General features: G+C 42.8%; 20 protein-coding genes. 16 read left to right on the forward strand and 4 right to left on the reverse strand.

Annotation, left to right across the window (positions count from 1 at the left end):
- Nucleotides 1-20: 20 nt before the first annotated feature.
- The 3 genes from M3636_RS07335 to M3636_RS07345 all read left to right on the forward strand — a co-directional run bounded on the left by M3636_RS07335 (nucleotide 21) and on the right by M3636_RS07345 (nucleotide 2,248).
- On the forward strand, nucleotides 21-812 hold the full coding sequence (locus tag M3636_RS07335; protein WP_251381820.1) for an SDR family NAD(P)-dependent oxidoreductase: 792 nt from the start codon (nucleotides 21-23) through the stop codon (nucleotides 810-812).
- A 330-nt stretch (nucleotides 813-1,142) separates the two neighbouring features.
- Nucleotides 1,143-1,733, forward strand: coding sequence for an SMI1/KNR4 family protein (locus M3636_RS07340; protein WP_251381822.1), 591 nt, complete (start codon nucleotides 1,143-1,145; stop codon nucleotides 1,731-1,733).
- Nucleotides 1,734-1,750: 17 nt separating this feature from the next.
- A complete protein-coding gene (locus M3636_RS07345; RefSeq protein ID WP_251381824.1) occupies nucleotides 1,751-2,248 on the forward strand; it encodes an SMI1/KNR4 family protein in 498 nt (165 codons plus the stop codon).
- 122 nt (nucleotides 2,249-2,370) lie between these two features.
- Here the strand turns inward: M3636_RS07345 and M3636_RS07350 are convergent, their stop codons facing one another.
- Nucleotides 2,371-3,267: a LysR family transcriptional regulator gene (locus M3636_RS07350; protein ID WP_251381826.1), complete on the reverse strand. Its 897-nt coding sequence runs from the start codon at nucleotides 3,265-3,267 to the stop codon at nucleotides 2,371-2,373.
- Between the two features lie 125 nt (nucleotides 3,268-3,392).
- On the opposite strand from M3636_RS07350, the gene M3636_RS07355 reads away from it, so the two are divergent.
- Complete coding sequence (locus tag M3636_RS07355; RefSeq protein ID WP_251381828.1) at nucleotides 3,393-4,535, forward strand: MFS transporter; 1,143 nt, start codon at nucleotides 3,393-3,395, stop codon at nucleotides 4,533-4,535.
- A 321-nt stretch (nucleotides 4,536-4,856) separates the two neighbouring features.
- On the opposite strand, the gene lpdA is transcribed toward M3636_RS07355, so the two are convergent.
- Entirely contained in the window at nucleotides 4,857-6,242 is a 1,386-nt protein-coding gene (gene lpdA, locus M3636_RS07360) for a dihydrolipoyl dehydrogenase (RefSeq protein WP_251381830.1), read from the reverse strand.
- Nucleotides 6,243-6,470: 228 nt separating this feature from the next.
- Here lpdA and M3636_RS07365 point away from each other — a divergent pair, with 228 nt between their 5' ends.
- The 3 genes from M3636_RS07365 to M3636_RS07375 all read left to right on the forward strand — a co-directional run bounded on the left by M3636_RS07365 (nucleotide 6,471) and on the right by M3636_RS07375 (nucleotide 8,611).
- Nucleotides 6,471-7,043, forward strand: coding sequence for a TetR/AcrR family transcriptional regulator (locus M3636_RS07365; protein WP_145407668.1), 573 nt, complete (start codon nucleotides 6,471-6,473; stop codon nucleotides 7,041-7,043).
- A 63-nt stretch (nucleotides 7,044-7,106) separates the two neighbouring features.
- Entirely contained in the window at nucleotides 7,107-7,472 is a 366-nt protein-coding gene (locus tag M3636_RS07370; protein WP_251381832.1) for a DUF4180 domain-containing protein, read from the forward strand.
- A 338-nt stretch (nucleotides 7,473-7,810) separates the two neighbouring features.
- Nucleotides 7,811-8,611 (forward strand): HAD family hydrolase, encoded by an 801-nt coding sequence (locus M3636_RS07375; protein WP_128102014.1) that lies wholly within the window; start codon nucleotides 7,811-7,813, stop codon nucleotides 8,609-8,611.
- A gap of 92 nt (nucleotides 8,612-8,703) precedes the next feature.
- On the opposite strand, the gene M3636_RS07380 is transcribed toward M3636_RS07375, so the two are convergent.
- The gene (locus M3636_RS07380; protein WP_251381834.1) at nucleotides 8,704-9,594 is read right to left on the reverse strand and encodes an AraC family transcriptional regulator; all 891 of its coding nucleotides are present in this window, start codon (nucleotides 9,592-9,594) and stop codon (nucleotides 8,704-8,706) included.
- 123 nt (nucleotides 9,595-9,717) lie between these two features.
- Here M3636_RS07380 and M3636_RS07385 point away from each other — a divergent pair, with 123 nt between their 5' ends.
- The 8 genes from M3636_RS07385 (at nucleotide 9,718) to M3636_RS07420 (ending at nucleotide 18,119) form a co-directional block, all read left to right on the forward strand.
- A complete protein-coding gene (locus M3636_RS07385) occupies nucleotides 9,718-11,094 on the forward strand; it encodes an MATE family efflux transporter (protein ID WP_251381836.1) in 1,377 nt (458 codons plus the stop codon).
- A 69-nt stretch (nucleotides 11,095-11,163) separates the two neighbouring features.
- Entirely contained in the window at nucleotides 11,164-11,793 is a 630-nt protein-coding gene (locus M3636_RS07390) for a sugar O-acetyltransferase (protein ID WP_128102016.1), read from the forward strand.
- Between the two features lie 466 nt (nucleotides 11,794-12,259).
- The gene (locus tag M3636_RS07395) at nucleotides 12,260-12,871 is read left to right on the forward strand and encodes a DUF2239 family protein (RefSeq protein ID WP_251381838.1); all 612 of its coding nucleotides are present in this window, start codon (nucleotides 12,260-12,262) and stop codon (nucleotides 12,869-12,871) included.
- A gap of 106 nt (nucleotides 12,872-12,977) precedes the next feature.
- Nucleotides 12,978-13,871 carry an alpha/beta fold hydrolase gene (locus tag M3636_RS07400; RefSeq protein ID WP_251381839.1) on the forward strand — a complete coding sequence of 298 codons (894 nt, stop codon included), beginning with the start codon at nucleotides 12,978-12,980 and terminating at the stop codon, nucleotides 13,869-13,871.
- Nucleotides 13,872-14,101: 230 nt separating this feature from the next.
- The gene (locus tag M3636_RS07405) at nucleotides 14,102-15,505 is read left to right on the forward strand and encodes a spore germination protein (RefSeq protein ID WP_251381841.1); all 1,404 of its coding nucleotides are present in this window, start codon (nucleotides 14,102-14,104) and stop codon (nucleotides 15,503-15,505) included.
- A gap of 38 nt (nucleotides 15,506-15,543) precedes the next feature.
- Complete coding sequence (locus M3636_RS07410) at nucleotides 15,544-16,677, forward strand: GerAB/ArcD/ProY family transporter (RefSeq protein ID WP_251381843.1); 1,134 nt, start codon at nucleotides 15,544-15,546, stop codon at nucleotides 16,675-16,677.
- Entirely contained in the window at nucleotides 16,674-17,849 is a 1,176-nt protein-coding gene (locus tag M3636_RS07415; protein ID WP_251381845.1) for a Ger(x)C family spore germination protein, read from the forward strand. The genes M3636_RS07410 and M3636_RS07415 overlap by 4 nt, the downstream gene beginning before the upstream one ends.
- Before the next feature lie 51 nt (nucleotides 17,850-17,900).
- Nucleotides 17,901-18,119, forward strand: coding sequence for a hypothetical protein (locus M3636_RS07420; protein WP_145407682.1), 219 nt, complete (start codon nucleotides 17,901-17,903; stop codon nucleotides 18,117-18,119).
- An 82-nt stretch (nucleotides 18,120-18,201) separates the two neighbouring features.
- Here M3636_RS07420 and M3636_RS07425 read toward each other — a convergent pair whose 3' ends face one another.
- A complete protein-coding gene (locus M3636_RS07425) occupies nucleotides 18,202-18,549 on the reverse strand; it encodes an MmcQ/YjbR family DNA-binding protein (RefSeq protein WP_251381846.1) in 348 nt (115 codons plus the stop codon).
- Nucleotides 18,550-18,891: 342 nt separating this feature from the next.
- On the opposite strand from M3636_RS07425, the gene M3636_RS07430 reads away from it, so the two are divergent.
- Complete coding sequence (locus M3636_RS07430; protein WP_251381848.1) at nucleotides 18,892-20,469, forward strand: contractile injection system protein, VgrG/Pvc8 family; 1,578 nt, start codon at nucleotides 18,892-18,894, stop codon at nucleotides 20,467-20,469.
- Nucleotides 20,470-20,471 lie beyond the last annotated feature (2 nt).

Consider the following 20,471-nt stretch of genomic DNA (forward strand, 5'->3'; position numbering starts at 1 on the left):
AAACAAGGGAGAATACTATTATGGACATGGGATTGAATCATAAAACAGCATTGGTAACAGGTTCGACAAAAGGAATCGGTAAAGCCATTGCCATAGAACTGGCCAAAGAAGGTGTAAATGTACTGATCAATGGACGGAATTACGATGAGGTAGAGAGCGTTGTAAATGAAATCAAGTCTACCTATCCAGATACGTCTCCTCAAAATGCAGCAGCCGATATTGTTAATTCTGCAGAGCGTGAAGCATTATTTGCAAAGTTCCCACAGGTTGATATTCTGATAAATAACACCGGAATTTATGAGCTGATGTCTTATTATGATATAGATGATACTATATGGGAAAAATACATTCAGACCAACGTGTTATCCGCAGATGCGCTGACTCGATTTTATCTGCCTACCATGTTGAACAATAACTTTGGCCGGATCATCTTTATTGCAAGTGAAGAAGCAGTAATGCCTGGACATATGCCTCAATATGCCGTAACGAAATCCATGCTGCTCTCTTTATCCAAGAGTCTGTCCAAATTAACAGTAGGCACGGAAGTAACGGTCAATACAATTATGCCTGGGCCGACACTCTCAGAGAATGTACAGCAGATCATTGAGAGCGTCATACAGGATGAGAATATGACCTTTGAAGAGAAAGAGAAAACCTTCATGGCCGCGAATCTTCCGCAATCGGAGTTACAACGTTTCATTAGACCAAGCGAGCTTGGCAGACTTGCGACATTTGTATGCAGCCCGTTCGCAACACCATTTAAAGGTTCACCGATCCGTATGGATGGTGGAATGGTTCCGACAATTTACTAATTGTACTGGAGTACATGACAACCTCATCACTATAACTGACAGCCGATTGGATTGATCGGCTTTTTTTGATGTTACGTTTGATGTTACCGAGTCCAAGGATAAAAGTGTGTTGTCGTTGTAAGTCGGAATGTATGCCAGTTTGCAGGCAGGCTATGAGCTTTAGTGGCGAGTTACTAACGGAAAATGGTAAACTGGACTTGATATAACGGAGATATGGATGAGGAGAACTCATTTCATTTCTACCAAAACAACTGCGTGGGCTTTATCCATCTGTCTATTTGAATGAACTTTCTATTAAACTTTTATTATTTGATTGGGAGGGTCAACATCATGAATTTGGTAAATCAATTTTTAAAAGGCTTAAGAGCAGCATTACCAGCAGAAGAACTTGATGAGTTAAACATAGCACATGGTGCTACACAAGAAGATATTGATACACTGAAGTCGCAATATCCAGATTGTCCAGAATCGTTAATCCGTTTGCTTGAAAATATAGATGGTACATATTGGAGAAAGTATGGAGACAAAGAAATCACTGTCTGCATTCTAGGTTCGGATGTTGAAGAAGGTCGATATCCATATTATTTACTTTCGACCAAGGAAATGCTCCAAAGTTCGAAACAAGAAGAAGATATGTCCTATCTATTGGAATACGAAGAGGACGAGGAAGCCGTTGACCCTAAAATAAATCCAGAAGGGCTCCTTCCGGGCAAATATATTCATTTCTCGGATTGTATGAACAATGGTGGCACATCAAGACTTTATATTGATTTTAACCCTTCTGATCTAGGGGTAAAGGGTCAGATTATTCGCTTTTTACATGACCCTGATGAATACGCGGTAATTGCGAACAGTTTTGATGCGTATTTACAAATGCTTATTGATGGTGAATTTATTTATCTAAGTGAAGACGAGGATTAGGAGGAAGAAGGTGCAATGTGAGTAGTAAAATTCATGAATTTAACCTTTGGGCTGAAACCAACGGATGGGCTATTCTCACCAAATCGAGTCATGATTTAAATTTAGATAATGATGTAAGAACAAGATACAACAATATCCCTGATGAATATTTAGAGTTTTTACGTGTTGTAAAGCAATGCGTCTCACCAAGTGAGCAGACATGGTTCCTGTGTGAAAATGAATATAATCATAGTACAGATACTGCGTTTCGATGGAATGAATTTGAACTGCTCAGCTTGGAAGCGGCAGCAGGAGACGATCAATGGACATCAGAGATTAAAACATGGTGGGATCATTATCTACCAATCGTCATCTCCGTGCATGGGGGCTATTCCTTCTATGCCATTGATTTAATCAACGAAATAGGTACAATCGTGCGTGGAGAAGAACCTGAATTTGAAGAAGTCACCAAAGTGGCAGAGCATCTTGATGAATTTTTACAACTTATTATGTCGAATTCATTAGTTCTAGGGTAAGCAGATATGACAATGCAATAATTCCAGATGCCAAGGATCAATAGTATATCCTACCAAGTCGCTATTTAGCGGCTTTTTCTTTTGTGTATAGTCCAGAGTATAACCTCTCGATTCTAATGATTCTATTCTCCAGCCGTTCTGGATTTAAAAAAATCAATAAGTGATTCCGATAACTGCTGCTGTGCCTTGCTGATGAATCGGTCAGCATAATAAGTTAACTCCAAGTGACGGATCGGAGCAGGTTCAGCAATAGGAATTGATACGATATGTGACCATTCCCGATGTTGCTTCAGCAGTTCTTTAGGTTGAATAGTCGCACCAATGCCAGCCTCCACTAACTGTAACAGCGAGGAAGCGGAACCTACCTCCATGACCGTATTTAATTCAAAACCTTGTTCTCGGCAAACATTATCCACCAAATCTCGCCCCAAATACCCCTTCGGGTACATCACCAGAGCATACCCAGTCAGTTCTTTGAGTGTAACCTCACGCCGCTTCGCCAGCTCACTACCTGAATGAACAAACAATTCGTAGGGCTCACTTCCCAGTGGAAGCTGAACCAGTCGTTTGTCCGAAGGGCCACACAGTCCAATCCCCAGATCTACTTTATGGGCAAGCACTTCTTCCCGAACGAAGATCGTTGAGAATGCTTGCAGGCTAGTTTCGGGATAACGGTTCTTGAAATCAACGAACAACGGAACGAGCTGGAAGTCAAGATCGGACGGTAACACACCCAGCCGAATGGTTCCACGATTCTCGGATCGCAATTCTTTAATCGCATTCTTTGCATCCATTTCAGCCTGTAGCATTTTGGTGCCATATTGATGAAGCAGCCTGCCAGCCTCGGTTGCGACTACTTTTTTACCAATCCGATCAAAAAGCGGCATACCCACTTCTGCTTCAAGCAGGCGAATCTGTTGGCTCAGTGTAGGCTGTGAAATTCCAAGTAACTCTGCGGCTCTCGTGAAATGAAGATGCTCGAAGACGGCCAAAAAATACGTAATGTTTCGAGTGTCCATAGAGTTTCCTTTCTACTAATCATAGTATTTAACTATCATAATAATACGAATTATTGGATTGATCAATGGTTCAAGCCGACTTATACTCATAGTGACTTCAACACGAATGGAAAGGAAAGAGTCTTATGAAAAAAACATTCTATTTATTCGCTCTATTTATAGCGGCTTTGAATTTACGTCCCATGATTACATCGGTTGCCTCGATGATGGGTGTTATTCAATCCGAGCTAGGCATTAGCGCTTTGACGGCTAGCCTTCTGACCACATTGCCTGTCCTATGTATGGGGCTGTTTGCCCCAGTTGCCACAAGGCTAAGCCAACGCTTTGGTTTGGAGCGCACACTATTTATTGCGTTACTTCTCATCACCGTGGCTACGATCATGCGTGGTATTAACGAATCGATCACAATACTCCTAGTGACTGCTTTGGCAGGAGGGGTCGGGATCAGCTTCGCCGGACCCTTATTATCTAGTTTTATCAAAAAGTATTTTCCAACGAGTCCAGGTGTTGTCAGCATTTACTCAGTATCTATGACCATTGGTGCAGCACTTGCTTCAGGCTTGACCATTCCGATCTATGCTCAAAGCGAGAAGAACCTGCCATTCGCTATGTCATCTTGGGCTATCTTAGGAATTATCGCTCTAATCATGTGGATGGCGCTGTTACGGCACAAACAACATTCCAGCAATAAGACTCAGCATCTCAGACTACCGCTCGGCAACAAACAAGCAATTCAATTTACCTTGTTCTTTGGCTTCATGGCTAGTGTGTTCTATGCCTTAACGGCCTGGATTTCGCCCATTGCGCTTAGTTTTGGCTACAGTTCGCAATACGCTGCAATGCTGCTGACCCTGTTCACCCTGATTCAAGTCCCGGTTGCTCTGTTAGTTCCAGGTATCGTGAATCGTACAGGTAATCCTAAATTACTACTTGTCTTGTGCAGTATATCAGAGCTCGTCGGTCTGATTTTACTTCTATTATCGGCTCCGATGCTTGCAGCCGTGCTTTTCCTAGGGATCGGTGCTGGCGGATTATTTCCTCTAGCGTTGATGCTGCCCATTATGGAAACGCGTAGCGCAGAGGAAGCGGGAATCTGGTCGGCTATGTCACAGATGGGAGGTTATATCCTGGGTGCTTTTGGGCCACTTTTTATTGGATGGATGTTCGATCTAACAGGTCAATTTAACGCTTCGATTATTGCCATGCTGGTCATTGTAATGCTAATGATTGGTGTTCAGCTGTCCATGGCATTAGGAAAAAAGGTGTAAGGAGGATCTCATCAATAATCCTGCATAGGGCATAACTCGAATCCATAGGTGAAAGGGTGATGCTCCCGTCAGTAGTTGCCCTTCTCGTCGAAGACGGGGAGCTATAGCTCCTGCCGCCCCCGTAATGATAATTAGTATTATGATGTTCAGAAATCCAATGACCATCGTACCCATGTAACTTGACGTTGGATTATATAGCAATCGTTGAACCAGAGAGAGGGGCATATTATACCTTTCGCTGTTTCCGAGAAAACATTAAACCCAAAAATACAGCTGTTATTAATTTGTTATAAGTTGTTGTAAACCAGGTGTTACTCGAGCCTATTGCTTTTCCATTTTTCGGCTAGCATGATCTGCTGCCTCCATAATCACTTCCCCCATCGTTGGGTGAGGATGAATGGTCATTGTCAAATCTTCTACGGTTGCACCCATCTCTATGGCTAAGGTAAGCTCGGAGATAAGGGTAGATGCTTCAGCACCTACGATTTGTGCACCCAATACAAGACCAGTTGTCGCATGGGCTACAATCTTAACAAAGCCTGCGGTTTCTTTCAGTGCGAGTGCCCGGCCATTAATGGAGAAAGCGGCTTTTCCGATAACAACAGGCACTGAACTTTGCTTACACATGGTCTCACTAGTTCCAACACTGGCTAATTCCGGACTGGAAAACACAACAAGTGGAATTGCCTTGTAGTCGATAATGGAGGACTTACCTGCGATGGCTTCTGCTGCAATTTTAGCCTCATAGGACGCTTTGTGAGCCAATGCGGGACCTTTGATCACATCACCAATGGCATAAATATGAGGAATGACTGTTCTACATTGTGCATCGGTTTCAATGAGTCCTTGATCTGTAACCGGCAAGCCGATGCGATCCAAGCCTAATCTTCCATCGGTATTGGGTTTTCTTCCAATGGTAATGAGCGCGTAATCTGCCTGCACATTGCACTGTTCGTTTTGAAGTAGATAGTGGAGATCGACACCGTTTGTATGCTGACTCGCGCTTGTAACTTTTGCTCCTGTAATTAGGGTTATGCCATCTTCTTTCAGCTGACGAACTACTGGGGCTACAAGCTCACTTTCGAATCCGGGTAATATTCGTTCGCCGCCCTCTAGTATCGTCACTTTTGTTCCAAATCTGGCAAACATCTGTCCAAGCTCCACACCAATATAACCACCGCCCACAACAACAAGACGTTTAGGGACTTCAGGCAGAGCCAGTGCTTCGGTGGAGGACAGGATACGGTCACCAAAAGGAAGGGTTTTAATTTCAATTGGGCGGGAGCCTGTTGCCAATATAAGATGATTGAAAGTGATTTGTTGGTCACCAGATTCGGGATGCTGAATTACAGCTGTATGCGAATCAATCAAGCTTGCTTCACCTTTTAACACAGTAACACCTGCTGATTTCAAGAGAAATTCTACACCTCCAGCCTGTTTGCTCACGATCGCTTGCTTGAAGGTCTGAGCCTCTGTATATGAAGTTTCGCCGTGAAAATCGCTCCATTGTCTGCGTATAGTCAAGCGTTCCGCTTCGGCAATGAGTGCCTTGGAAGGGATGCAACCTACATGTGTACATACGCCTCCTAAATGATCTCGCTCCACAATAGCTGTCTTCATGCCAAGCTGTGAAGAACGTAACGCTGCCACATAACCTCCCGGACCTGAGCCAATAACTAAGGTATCTACGGTGTTTACATCATGCATTATTGTGTACCTCCTATAAAATATGATGATCATAATATATTATATCCATCATATTTTATAGGAGTCAATACATAAATGCTTTTGATTCACGACGAGGATAGGACATTCCAGCAAATTGACAAACAAAAATATGATGTCTATAATATTTTAAAAAATGCTTAGATAAGCTAACGAAACAAGTACCTACTCAACTGAGGAAAATGAAAAAAGCAAAGGAGGAGAGAAAGGATGCCATATCCAGAGGGGCATAAGTTAAAAGTTAGAAAACATATTATCTCAAGTGCTGCCAAAGCATTCCGAACCAATGGCGTTCGTAACATCAGTTTGCCATACATTATGAAAGGTGCGGGCCTGACTCATGGCGGCTTTTATTCCCATTTTGAGAACAAAGAGCAACTTGTGATTGAAGCTTGTAAGTTTGCCATTAGCGATACGATTGACATGCTGCAAAAAGTAGCTGATAAAAACAAAGATAAACCGGCAATTCAAGCGATCATTGAATTTTATTTAAGTCCACTTCATCGGGATCAGACGGAAATAGGCTGTATTCTTCCTGCGCTCTCGGGAGAGATTGCCCAATTATCCGAGGAGGTTCGTCAAGCCTATACCCAAGAATTGCAGCGATTTATGGACTTTATTACGGAGGTGGCTGGGTTTGATGCTTCTACCGGTTATGCGCTGGTAAACATTATGGTAGGCACACTCGCTCTGGCTCGAGCCGTCAATGATTCAACGTTCAGTGATCAGTTGCTACTGGCAGGTAAGACGCAGGCATTACAAATAATAGCAGTGTACGAATGAATTCTTTATTAATATCGTACGAATGAAAATAAAAATAGAATGGGAAAAGAGGAGAAGAGGATCATGGACATAAGAACAATAGATGTGAATGGGCTTCAGATTGCCTATGTAACTAGTCGTGAAAAATTAATAATCGATGTTCAGTCTGCGATTGATTTAATGGCAACTGTCAGGTATCAAGTTGATTCTAACCTTATCATTTTAAACAAATCGGAAGTAAGTGATGAATTTTTTGATTTGAAAACACGTCTCGCTGGAGAAGTGCTTCAAAAGTTTGTTAGTTATCAAACGAAGCTGGCTATCATCGGTGATTTCTCAACGTATACCAGCAAGAGTCTGAAGGACTTTATCTATGAGAGCAATAATGGAACAGATATCTTCTTTTTGACAGATGAGGAACAAGCTGTTGAGAAATTAAAAAAGGCTTGAGTAGGTGTAAATAAGACACGATTGAGCTGCTGGCAAGCAGCTTTTTAGTTTACGCTAATATATGACAAACCTAACGCGGTGAATCGGTAGGGACTTATGATCACTGTATGGAAGGGAGGGAACGCATATTCTCGCCGAAAAAAAATGTTGACGTGGAACCAGTTACATCACTTAATCTTGTTTTGTAAGGAGGGATCACATCATCATTCATGTTTAATCAATGCATGATGACCTTTTTTTGGACACTTAATAAATAGACATTATAAAGTGTTTGAATAAAGGAGGATTTCTCAACCAAAATCACCAAGTGGGCATACTAAAACATGGAGGTCATCACAATGATTAAACTGGTAGTTACTGATTTAGATGGAACGTTTCTAAACAATCAAGGTTCGTACGATGTCGAGCTTTTCAAACAAGTGTATGCAGAGATGCGGCAAAAAGGAGTTACCTTCGTCGCATGTACCGGGAAACAATGTGAACGTGTAGAGAAATTGTTTGATGAGCATGGCAAAGGTGTTTGGATTTTGGGTGACAGTGCAGCCCGAATTAAAAAAGATGGTGAAGTCGTTAAAGAGTTCAGCATTGATAAGGATCTCGCTTTGAAGGCGATTGATCGAATTCAGGACTTCGACAAAACGATGACTCTAATCGTATGTGCAAGCGATGCGGCTTACGTTCATTCTTCCATTTCAGAAGATATGTACAAAGTGGTTAAAGGATCTTATGAACGTGTGATTAAAACCGATTCCTTTGAAAAGATCGAAACTCGTTTTATTAAAATTACGGTCTTTGATACAGAAGGACGCAGTACAGCATTGAGAGCGCATGTGGAGGAAACGTTGAGCGGACAAATTTACATTGTTGACTCAGAGGCTAAATGGCTGGATATTACGGCATTGAACACCCACAAAGGAGAGACCGTTAAGAAACTGCAAGAAATGTTGGGTGTCACATACGAGGAAACAATGTCATTCGGTGACGGTGAGAATGATGTGGAGTTGATGGCTATCGCCAAATATAGTTTTGCAGTAAGTAACGCTTGTGATAATACGAAAAAAGCAGCAAACTTCATTACGAAATCCAACGAAGAGAATGGCGTTCTTCTAACGGTTCAAAAAATACTGGATTTGCAGTAATACTTGTCTGTCAACGGGTAATGCATGTTCAAAATGACAAGGGCAATCATATGATTGCCCTATTTGTATTGGATATGATTGGATATGAAACGTTAGGTAGAACCGTTGTTCGACACTTGTTTGCGATAATGCTGTGGAACTACGCCCATTTGTTTACGGAAAATGGACGAATAATAACTGGAGCTTTGGAAACCACAGGCAAGTGCAATTTCACTTATCGACCTCCGTGTTTCTTTTAACATTTCACAGCTTTTCTGAAGGCGATATTGAGTGAGATAGTTGTTCGGCGATTGACCTACATATTTGTTAAACAATTGGCAACAACGGCTTCTACAGACAGCTCCTGCAGATGCGATTTCCTCTAGCGTTATCTTCTGATCATAATTCTGGTGAATGAAATGAGTCATTTCCTGAACATGCGTTAATACACCAGTTTGTCCAGAGACAGGCTTTAACTGATCGCCAATTGTAGCGCATAACGATAGCGCTTGGGCTACCAAACGCAGTGGATTGGCATGTGTATGCTCCGTGTGCATTTCCCGATAGAGTTCCTGAATGGACAGTAATACGTCTTGCTGCCAGTCCACCTGATCCGTTAACACTACAAAATCAGCCATCTTGGAACTGAACTTCTCCGCCCAGTACGTTTGTATATATGAAGCTTTCTCACCAAGGATAGAGGGATGAATAACGACCACAAGGAAGGTACAGTCGTCGTGATCCTCTACAGCGTAACCATAATGCAAACGTTGGCTGTTTACAAAAAGTCCATCGCCTGGATGCAATCGAGTGATACTTCCATTCACAGAGAAATCCATACATCCTTTTAATACATAGATAAACTCCAGATCCACATGCCAATGTGCAACTGCTGCATGATTGTTAAATTGATGAAGGTTTCCCTTGCGGACATAAAGCGGTAAATCAGGAAGATTGTAATTCAACCGTTCTGATAAATCAGAGAACACCTCTAAATCTGTCATCGAGAATCCCCTCTTTACACAAATGTATACGATTTTAATAAAAGTATAGCCAATATTGATGGAAACAACAATCATTGTGTCCTATTCTTATATTGTGGAAAACAACAGAGAGGACAGATATACGTGAGAAAACGCATGCAACTTCAAGGTTTCGGCAAAAGAGACTTTAGTCGAGAGTTAATATCGCTTGTGATCCCCATTGCCTTACAAAACCTAATATCAGCAACGGTGATATCTGTAGATGTAATTATGTTGGGTATGATTAGTCAATCTGCAATGGCAGCCGTATCACTCGCAGGTCAAATCACGTTTACTTTAACATTGTTTTACATGGGATTGGCAGCGGGGGCGAGTATCCTCACGGCTCAGTACTGGGGGAAGAAGGATACAGCAACCATACAGCGCATTCTTAGTATTGCCTGCGTGTTCTCCTTAGGTATATCGATTCTATTTTTCTTGTCTTCCTTGTTGGTTCCCAACGCATTGATGCACTTATTCACCAATGATTCTGAACTGATTCAATATGGGTCAAGATTTTTACAATTTAATTCCTTTTCTTACCTTGTGATGGGATTATCACAGATGTATCTGAGTGTGATTCGAAGTATGGAAAATGCCAAACTCAGTGCGTGGATTAGTTCTTTATGTTTGGTCTTAAACATTATATTTAATGCCATTTGTATTTTTGTACTATTCCCATCGAATCCGGAACTTGCGATTGGAGCTGTAGCTCTTGCCACGGTGCTCGCGCGTATGATTGAACTGGCATGTTGTGTGATTCATTCTTTAACCAAAGGAAGCATTCGTTTTCGTTTACCGGTACGCGACCGTGTCCAGCGTAATCTATTAAAGGATTTCTTGAAATATACGCTGCCAGTGCAGGGGAATTATATCGTATGGGGAGGAGCGCTTACCGCTACGGCTGCCATTATAGGACATGTGAACTCCGATATGGTAGCAGCGAACTCCATCGCATCTGTAGTTAAAAATTTGGCCATTGTTCTCTGTGGAGGTATAGCTACGGGTGGCTCTGTGCTTGTAGGAAAGTATCTGGGACAGGGTCAAATGGAGAAAGCAAGGTATGCAGGTAACTACATGTGTTATTACGCTTTGATTTTTGGAATCATTGCAGGCTGCACGATATTACTGATCAAACCTTTGGTATATTCCATCGTTAATTTGAGCCCGGTTGCTCAAAGTTATCTAGACGGGATGTTATACATTAGTGCGTATTACTGTATTGCCAAATCGTTTAACTCGACAACCATAGCGGGGATATTCCCGGCTGGTGGAGATTCCAAGTTTGGATTATGGTGTGACACAGTTGTGATGTGGCTTGTTATTCTACCCCTTAGTTATCTATGTGCGTTTGTGTGGCAAGTATCTCCCATTTTCTTATATGTCGTCATTAGTCTAGATGAGTTGATTAAACTTCCTATTGCTCTGACTCGATATCGTCAATTTAAATGGCTTAACAATTTAACTAGAAACTTTACATAACCTGAAATTCACTAAGGATTATGTAATTTACTCTTATAAATATTAGCTTTTCATAAAGGAGAAGATGGTATGAATATTCAAGAACGTATGGCAAGCAAACAATTGTTTACAGATCACGATTCCAATTACCCAAAAGAAGCTGCAAAGTTAGCCAAAGCACGCCAGCGAGGTAAAGCACTATGCTATGAAATCAATAATTTGCACCCAGATGATGTTGAAATGCGCAAGAACTTAATGAAACAACTTTTTGGTAGCATAGGCGAAAATGTGTGGATGGAGCCACCACTTCGTATGTCATACGGGTCAAATACGACCGTAGGAAATAATGTATATATCAATTTCAATTTAACCGTGGTTGATGATTATAAAGTTACGATTGGGGACGATGTGATGTTTGGCCCTAATGTAACGATTGCGGTGACGAGTCATCCTGTACACCCTGAGAAGCGCAAAGAAGGTGGGATGTTTGCATTACCCGTTGTGATTGAAGATGGGGCTTGGATTGGAAGCGGAGCAATTATTCTACCAGGAGTCACCATTGGCAAAGGAAGTGTCATTGGTGCGGGCAGTGTTGTAACGAAGGATGTCCCTGCAAACGTAATTGCTGTAGGGAATCCATGCAGAGTCCTTCGTGAGATTACGGAGCATGATCGAGAATTCTACTATAAAGACATGCGTTTTGATCAGGTTGAGTGGTAAAAGAAGTGACATCTACCTTCTGGAGAGGAGTTTGTCTATGTATATCCTTTATTCAATTATTGTATTGCTAGCTCTGTTTTTTATCGTTAGAGCCATTGTTCATACCCGTCGAACCCATATAATCGCTAGTAACATGAAAAAGAAGTTTGAACATAATTTTAATGAAACTGCTTATCATAATGATCAGCACAATGACAGGATGTAATTCAGAAAAACAGAAGATTATAATTTTAAATAAAATGAAGAAAGCAACCGACTCAATGAGTTGGTTGCTTTTTGTTTTGCTTGTGATTAGGTGTCTGTATGCATGTCCTATGTTCTGGCTGGGCACAAATCGTCAAATCGAATTATTTTTCTTTGCACTCGGTGTTAAAGGTTGAATCCCATAATTATACCCGGGTAATATTGACTTTTATTTTTACCCGGGTATAATTACAATCAAGAACTGAATAGTAGGAGGTATCACATGCAAACTGTATCGACCCTAATAAACTGTACTGCCTTTCTAGGAAATAAGCGCATTGCCAAAGGGACATTACAGCATGTTGCTGCAAACGTTAAGGATACGCTGGAGGATGGCGAGATTGCGCAGTTGCTGATTTTTGACGACTCAACCGGAAAGCCGATTGATGTAGATTTCCGTGGAAGTGCAGCTGAGGTACTTCAACGATTAAACAATCAAGCTGGAAATGTACCGGATGTGGAAGATAATGAACAACCCACACGGCGGGTCGGACGTCCTAAGCTGGGGGTAGTATCCGGTGAGGTTACGTTGCTTCCTCGACATTGGGATTGGCTAAAATCTCAACCCGGAGGAGCCTCCGTAACTTTACGCAAAATGATCGATGAAGCTCGTCGCTCTGGGGAAAAAGAGAGCAGACTTCGCGCTGCGCAAGAAGCCACTTATCGTTTTATGACGGCAATGGCTGGTGATTTCCCACACCACGAAGAAGCTTTGAGAGCACTCTATGCTGGCAATGAGGAGCTGTTGTACCAATGTATCGAAGACTGGTCACCTGATATCAGAGACCATGTCAGAAGTTTAGTCGAGAATGCATTCGCTAAAGAAGAGACCTAAAGCACCGTCAATCTATTTGTAGTTCTCACCCTAAACTAACTCCTAATGAACCAATAAGTGGGGGGAAGCTTTTGATAATTTCATTTAAACGAAGGAGAACACAGTAATGAGTGTTATAAGCGTAAATGGTATCAATCTCGCCTACGATAGCTATGGGAATGAAGCTGACGAAACGATTCTATTGATTGCTGGCCTGGGAACGCAGATGATTCGTTGGACAGCTCCATTTTGTGAAATGTTGGCGCATCGTGGTTACAGAGTTATCCGCTTTGACAATCGTGATACAGGGCTTTCCACACACTTTAACCAATACGCTACGCTGGATTTTGAAGCACTTGCCAGAACACTGATGTCAGGACAACGCCCCGAAATTCCTTACACACTCGATGATATGTCTGACGATGCAATCGGGCTGCTTGACGTCCTCGGGATCAAAAAAGCACATGTCGTTGGCCGCTCCATGGGTGGCATGATTGCCCAGCTAGTAGCTGGCAGATATCCTGATCGAGTTCTGTCCCTGACTTCCATCATGTCAACGACAGGTAATCCTGCACTTCCACCAACATCCCCCGAAGTTATGGCTTTGATGACTCGGCCTACACCGAATCCGATGAAGGATGAGGCTGGATATTTGGCTCAGAGCGTTGCTTTTGCCAAACGTATCGCCGGAACAGGCTATCCTTTTAATGAGGACGAGTATCGTTCGCTCATTCAAGAGGAGATTCAGCGAGCGTATGATCCAGGCAGTATTGGGCGTCAAATTGCCGCCATTGCCGTATCAGGTGATCGTCGTCCTCTTTTGTCAAAAGTGAAGGTTCCTGCACTAGTTATTCATGGTCTAGACGACCCGATGTTTGTCCCAGCCTGTGGTGAGGATACGGCACAAGCCATTTCAGATGCAGAGCTTATGTTGCTTGAAGGCATGGGTCATGATATGCCAACGCCACTGTATGCAACGATTGTAGATGGTATTGAACGAGTTGCCCGTGGCAAGGAGTAACTCGTTATATCGAATCCGAGATGTTCAGTAGAATATATTGATCGGAAAAAGATAATTCGACAGAGAATTCATCTAACCTGAAGTACGTTATACGTATTTCAGGTTTTTTATGTTTGCGACTAAAGAGAGAGCAATCCGTAGCACCTGAGGCGTATAAATGTGTTTTCAGAAGGACATGCTGTCGTTAACTATGAATATTTGAATCACGTCACGCACCTGGAGGACACATCATGAGCACATCAGAGCAAACATTGCTGACCGGCAAGTTAATAGAAGATGAAGCTACATTGCGCACCGAATTTGCAGGTTGTTCCGATGTGATATTTCACTCGTTCCGCACAGCCTGCCATACTTCTGCGTTGTGTGTGTACTGTGTGGGGCTAATCGATACAGATCGGTTAGAACGTCAAGTGTTAGAGCCGCTTATGGCAATGAAAAGAAATGCAGAGTCATCACAGGTTCCGATGGCATCGTCTAAGACCATTCTTGCAATAAGTCAAGCAGCGCAGGCTGTCATGGAAGGACAAGCACTTATTCTTATTGATGGCGAAGTACCAGGCACAATTTATCCATTGTACCAAGTCCCAAGCCGAACACCGGAGGAGCCAGCAGCGGAATCTACGGTACGAGGTTCACGGGACGGTTTTACCGAATCATTAAGCACGAATCTATCCTTGCTTCGGATGAGAATCAAGACACCGGCTCTTAAGTTACAGATGCGAACCATGGGGGAGTTTACAGGCACGCAAGTAACTCTCGCGTATGTAGAAGGTATTATAGAACCGAAATTACTGCAAGAAGTAGAAGCTCGTTTGGCGCAGTTAAAGATACAAGATGTGCTAGAAAGTCAATACCTAGAGGAGGGAATCATCGATCAGCGTTTCTCACCCTTCCCACAGATGATCGCAACGGAGAGACCTGACGTAGTCACTTCCAATCTGTTAGAAGGCAAGTTCGCATTGTTGATCGATGGCACCCCATTTAGTTTAATAGCTCCGGTTACTCTGTTTTCCATGCTGCAATCACCTGAGGATTACTATCAGAATATGTTCATGAGTGTATTTGTTCGCTGGCTACGCTATATCTTCTATGCATTGTCTCTGCTGCTTCCCTCGGCGTATGTAGCAATAACAACATTCCATCAGGAAATGGTTCCAACGGTTCTACTGCTTAGTATTGCAAAAGCACGGGAGGAGATTCCTTTTCCAGCACTTGTCGAAGCGCTCATTATGGAAATTTCCTTTGAAGCATTACGAGAGGCTGGCATTCGGCTACCTAAACAGGTGGGTGCGGCTGTGAGTATTGTTGGCGCATTAATTATCGGCCAGGCTGCAACAACTGCGGGAATTGTCTCGGCTCCAATGATTATCATCGTAGCGATTACAGGCATCGCATCGTTTATGATTCCAAGATATGCTGCCAGCATTGCTGCACGTTTATTGCGTTTCCCAATTATGCTGATGGCTGGCACTCTAGGCTTAATCGGTGTAATGCTAGGGGTGATCCTCATCGTGATTCACTTAAGCAGTTTACGCTCCTTTGGTACACCCTACCTATCTCCTGCAACACCAACGTCAGCCCAAAAGCTTAAGGATGTATGGTGGCGACCGACGCAAGAGAACAAAACCCGATAGACTAGCAATGATTACGCAACAGGGGGAGGCGATGTTCAATGTTGACCGAGAAGGGGAAAGTATCTGTAACTCAATTGGCCTTTATGATTTTTCCCGCCATTCTCGCTACATCCATCTTATCCGTCCCTGGGATTACAATGCATTATGCAGGACATGACATGTGGATTTCTCCCATCTGGGCATCACTCGTTGGCTTAGCGACTATAGGCATATCGCTTGGGCTTGAACGACTATATCCTGGTAAAACGATTATGCAATCTTCAACGCTCATCGTCGGCTGGTTGCCAGGCAAGTTATTTGGGCTCATGTATCTTGGGTTCCTGCCCCACTTAACAGGCTTAATTATTCGTGGATATGGAGAGTTTATTGCAAGTAACGCTTTGCCTAAGACACCCTTGTTCGTGATTATGGGTACGATGGTGGTCGTCTGCGTGATCAATGTTAGATTGGGTATCGAAGTGGTGGGGCGTACTTCTCAAGTATTTGTCACATTGGTTGTTGTGCTTCTATGCCTGATCTTTGTCCTGTTAACCAAGGAGCTCAAGCCGGAAGAAATGCTGCCTTTGATGGAAAAAGGTATCATGCCAAGCTTGAAAGGGGCAGTCGCGCCTGCTGCTTGGTTCAGTGAATATATTGTGTTGGCGTTTATGTTACCTTACGTTAATCGGAAAAAGGGTTTAACAAAAACAATGCTGTTCTCTCTTCTATTTACAACGGTTTCCATGATGGTTACCAATCTCATCTGCTTATTTCTAATTGGAGACTTAACCGATAGTTTTGCATATCCGGTCATGGTTGCTGCACGTTATATCACCATTGCTGACTTTCTCCAGCATATTGAGTCCATTATTATTGCCATATGGATCTTTGGGATTTTTGTCAAGATCTCTGTATTTCTCTATATTTTTGCGACATCTACCGCAGAGTGGTTTGGTTTGAATGACTATAAACCTGTTGTAGCACCGCTCGCATTTTTATGTATGGTTTTTGCCTATTGGATTGTATCCGACACCGCCAGTGCTGCCAATCTTGTCAGCTCTTCAGCGAATGTATATACCTTGGTGCTGTTGCTGGTTTTTCCGGCAATCTTGTATGGTATAGCCTTGCTTAGAACGATGTGGACACGCAGTCGTGGAGATGGAGCTAAGGCAGGATCGGAGGGAAGAGAATGAGGAAAGTGCTATCTATCATCATGATACTTCTTAGCAGCATCATATTGTCTGGATGTTGGGATCGGATTGAGGTTAACGATTTGGCAATTGTGCTCGCAACCGCCATCGATTATGAAGAAGAACGATATCAACTAACTTCCCAGATATTTATTCCAAGAAAGGCGGGCGGGGGATCCTCCGGAGGTAGTGAAGGGAGTCCGAGCGGAGTAACGATGATTCGAACAGCGGAAGGAAGTACAGTAGCCGAAGCGCTAAATCGCTTGCAAAGGAAAGTGCCACGGAATATGTTTTGGGGGCACTGTGAGGTCGTAGTCATTAGTGAGCATGCTGGCAAAAAGGGTTTGCGCCAATACATCGATTTTCTGCTTCGATACCCTCAATTCCGCGAACATGCCTATGTCTTCTCTACTAGTGATTCTGCTAAGGATATCCTAGCATTGCTTGATCCCCTCGAAAGAAGTTCAGCAGAATCCTTACGTGAGATGGCCAATATGAAGCTGGGTACACGAGTGACGGTACTTGAACTCGCCCAGTCTATTGAAGGACCAAGCCGTTCTGCTACATTGTCACGAATGTTAATGTTACCACCAGATCCCGGGAAAGATCGATTTGCATCCAATCCATATGTCAAAGGGTTAAGCTTATATAAAAATGATCATTATGTTAAAACAGTTACCGAACCATTGAGTGTAGGCATTCTGTTGCTTGCGAACGAGCTGGAGAATATTATCATGCCGGTACAGGTGAAGAATATGGAAGGTTCCTTTTCCATAAGGCCAATTGAAATGCATACCGCTTTAACCCCTCAAATTATCAATAATAAATGGCGTATGCAGGTTCAAGTGAAGTCCAAAGGAGAAGTGGTGCTTAACACGACCGATGGTAACTTAACCGATCCTTTCATATTAAATGAATTGGACAAAGCATGGTCAGAGCATTTGAAAGAGCTAGCAGAAAAAGCTTTATCCATGGCACAGAAAGAGTTAAAAACAGATTTTTTTCAATTCGCTACCGAATTCCGCAGACATTATCCCAAGCAATGGAATAGAGAGCAGAAGAACTGGGAAGAGATTTTTTCTACGATGGACGTTCAGGTGAAGGTAGAAGCGCTCGTGACACGTACAGGAAAGTCCATAGGCCCTCAAGGTATACCTGAGCAGGGTGCAGACTAACCTAGGGACTTCTGTTAATACAGATAAGAAGTGTAGGGAGGAATAGATCGAGTGAAATTCGTATCTGTCCTGGGAATTCTTCTAATGACAGCAGCTATGGTGTATGGCGAGTGGCGCAGTAGTGCACAGAAAAAAGCAAGAATCGTCGCAGGAGGTATAACACTACTGTCAGCGATGCTTGCTCTAATTTTGTTGTTTCTACCCAGTCTGCCTGGCCCGACCCAGTGGATTAAACTTTTGTTCGGGAAAATAGACAAGTTCATGAAATGAACTTCGCAGTTCGTGGTAATAATGATTTTATTGCTATACGGTGTAGACGATGTGAGAGCTAACCGGAATGCAGAAGAAAGAATTAGATCCTCATCATGATCGCTTCTCGGGTGCTTTTGGGAAGTTTACCGAAGACCAGATCATAAGAATGATCAATCATAGGAAACACATCGGATTCATCCATAGATTCATTGATCAGAACGGTGTTCCAGTGTTTTTTGTTCATATGATATCCAGGCTGTATATTCTCATTTTGTTCTCTCAAATTTTCCGCAATAACCGGATCACATTTGAGGTTTATCGTATGTCTGCTTTCAAAAATGAGTGCAAACATTTTTCCGGCAACCTTGATCACAAGGATGTCTGGCCCAAAAGGAAAGTCCTTCACCGCACCCTTCTTCGTCAGGCAGTATTCAATGATATTGTTCATGCAAAAGTAGATCTCCTTTATAGGCATCGTATATTAGGTTCAAGCTAAAACTGATTATCCATAGTATAACAGATGCTCATCTGCTATGAATTAATGGTGTAAAGACTGGGATAAAAGTGCTAAGTAGGCTGGTTAAAGACGAAAATATTTAAATGGGCAAGAAGAAGGGGCAGTAGTGATACTGCTTCTTTTTTGTGCGCGGATACGAATACATCATATGTATATAAAGTCTTATTTTTATCCTTTTTAATGAAAATTAACAAAATATATTAAACATTTTACTTTTAAAGTCGATAAATAGAAAATTAATACATCTAAGAAAATAGGTGGTGAGTGAGGAATATGTCTCTAGTAACAGTTAGTTATGAACAATTGCAGATTCAGCCATTTGATATCCGAATCCATGAAGTAACTTTACTCATGAAAGTTCATGATCATGGCAAGCTTACTTTCACTGGAGTAATTCCAGAAGAGAAGGAAGAACAGTACGTACGAATGGCGGACGAGAGTACACCAGTTGAATTGTTCTATACGGACGAGCAGGGTCAAAAGCAACGTTTATTTCACGGAATTATTTTGAAGCTACATGTGAAGGTGGAGAACAAAGTGTACTGGCTTGAAGCGGAAGCTGTGTCCCATTCGCATGCAATGGATCTTCGGCGCAAAACACGTTCCTATCAAAATATAAGTATGTTGATTCCTGACGTTATGCAGAAGATTAGTGGGTTCTATCCGGATGGACAGGTCTTCAATACATTTATTGAGAAAAAAAAGCTGGGTGCGTATACACTGCAATATCAAGAAACCGATTGGGAGTTCCTGAAGCGGCTTGCGTCACATTATCATACGGTTCTTGTTCCTGTATCAACGGAGGAACGGATTCGCATCTATCTTGGGCTGCCTGAACAACGGGATGCCGGCAAGCTGGAAGCGACACATTACCGCATGTATAAGGACATGCTCGCTTATCAAAAAGAAGCTAAGCTGGGGACGAGTGATATCAATGAGAAGGATTACATCCGTTATGAAGTACAGGTACGTGATCGTGTGCTCCAGCTTGGCGATCAAGTGCAGTTCAAAGGACATTCACTATATGTGTTCGAAATTCGGACTGAGATGAAAAAGGGGTTGCTTTTACATCATTATGTGCTTGGCCATAAAGCATCTGCATATCGCCGCAAGCGTTACAACTCCCGTTTGGTGGGTGCATCCATCTCCGGAAATATCATGGGTGTAGTGAGAGACGAGGTCCAGGTTCATCTAGATATCGATCAGGAGTGGAGCCTGGCGACAGCCTATCTGTTCCCATACTCCACGATGTATGCATCGGATGATCAGACTGGCTGGTATTGCATGCCTGAAAAAGGTGACAGTATAAGGCTCTATTTTCCCAATGCTAGAGAAACTGAGGGCATTGCGCTCAGTTCTGTTCGTCAAAAACTACCTGCAGAAGAAAGTCCGGCAAGTGCGGCACAATCAGGGTCTGGAGCATCATCGCAAACAGGTGGAAGTGGAGGGAGTAGCGGGGCAGGTGGAGGAACGACAACGGTTGTACAGCAGCAACAGCTGCAGCCAGTTGTGAATTTTGATAAGGATCTGAAAGAAGATCTGATGGCCAATCCTAATACGAAGTTCCTTCTAACACCGACGGGTCAGAAGATTACTTTTGAAGAGGATCGCATCACGATTACCGGCTCGACCGGAGGGGCAACGCTGACCTTGACCAGTGCTGGAACGATTATTCTTAATTGCGAGAACAAGATCACGCTACAGGCCAGTAAACAAGTGGAATTAGTAGCAGAGACGGTCACCCTTCAGGCGAATCAGATTGATATGTCTACCAAAGACGGTAATGGCGGTTTAACCATCGATCAAGGACAGGTCGTGATCAAAGGGATCGAAATATTAATGAATCAGTAAAA

Origin of the sequence: Paenibacillus sp. MER 99-2, assembly GCF_023714095.1 — a bacterium.
In the GTDB taxonomy this organism is placed as follows: Bacteria; Bacillota; Bacilli; order Paenibacillales; family Paenibacillaceae; genus Paenibacillus.

Bases quoted from the DNA above. Each gene is read 5' to 3' on its own strand.
- M3636_RS07335 (WP_251381820.1), top strand. From the start codon at position 21: ATGGACATGGGATTGAATCATAAAACAGCATTGGTAACAGGTTCGACA.
- M3636_RS07340 (WP_251381822.1), top strand. From the start codon at position 1,143: ATGAATTTGGTAAATCAATTTTTAAAAGGCTTAAGAGCAGCATTACCA.
- M3636_RS07350 (WP_251381826.1), bottom strand. From the start codon at position 3,267: ATGGACACTCGAAACATTACGTATTTTTTGGCCGTCTTCGAGCATCTT.
- M3636_RS07355 (WP_251381828.1), top strand. From the start codon at position 3,393: ATGAAAAAAACATTCTATTTATTCGCTCTATTTATAGCGGCTTTGAAT.
- lpdA (WP_251381830.1), bottom strand. From the start codon at position 6,242: ATGCATGATGTAAACACCGTAGATACCTTAGTTATTGGCTCAGGTCCG.
- M3636_RS07365 (WP_145407668.1), top strand. From the start codon at position 6,471: ATGCCATATCCAGAGGGGCATAAGTTAAAAGTTAGAAAACATATTATC.
- M3636_RS07370 (WP_251381832.1), top strand. From the start codon at position 7,107: ATGGACATAAGAACAATAGATGTGAATGGGCTTCAGATTGCCTATGTA.
- M3636_RS07375 (WP_128102014.1), top strand. From the start codon at position 7,811: ATGATTAAACTGGTAGTTACTGATTTAGATGGAACGTTTCTAAACAAT.
- M3636_RS07380 (WP_251381834.1), bottom strand. From the start codon at position 9,594: ATGACAGATTTAGAGGTGTTCTCTGATTTATCAGAACGGTTGAATTAC.
- M3636_RS07390 (WP_128102016.1), top strand. From the start codon at position 11,164: ATGAATATTCAAGAACGTATGGCAAGCAAACAATTGTTTACAGATCAC.
- M3636_RS07395 (WP_251381838.1), top strand. From the start codon at position 12,260: ATGCAAACTGTATCGACCCTAATAAACTGTACTGCCTTTCTAGGAAAT.
- M3636_RS07400 (WP_251381839.1), top strand. From the start codon at position 12,978: ATGAGTGTTATAAGCGTAAATGGTATCAATCTCGCCTACGATAGCTAT.
- M3636_RS07405 (WP_251381841.1), top strand. From the start codon at position 14,102: ATGAGCACATCAGAGCAAACATTGCTGACCGGCAAGTTAATAGAAGAT.
- M3636_RS07410 (WP_251381843.1), top strand. From the start codon at position 15,544: ATGTTGACCGAGAAGGGGAAAGTATCTGTAACTCAATTGGCCTTTATG.
- M3636_RS07415 (WP_251381845.1), top strand. From the start codon at position 16,674: ATGAGGAAAGTGCTATCTATCATCATGATACTTCTTAGCAGCATCATA.
- M3636_RS07425 (WP_251381846.1), bottom strand. From the start codon at position 18,549: ATGAACAATATCATTGAATACTGCCTGACGAAGAAGGGTGCGGTGAAG.
- M3636_RS07430 (WP_251381848.1), top strand. From the start codon at position 18,892: ATGTCTCTAGTAACAGTTAGTTATGAACAATTGCAGATTCAGCCATTT.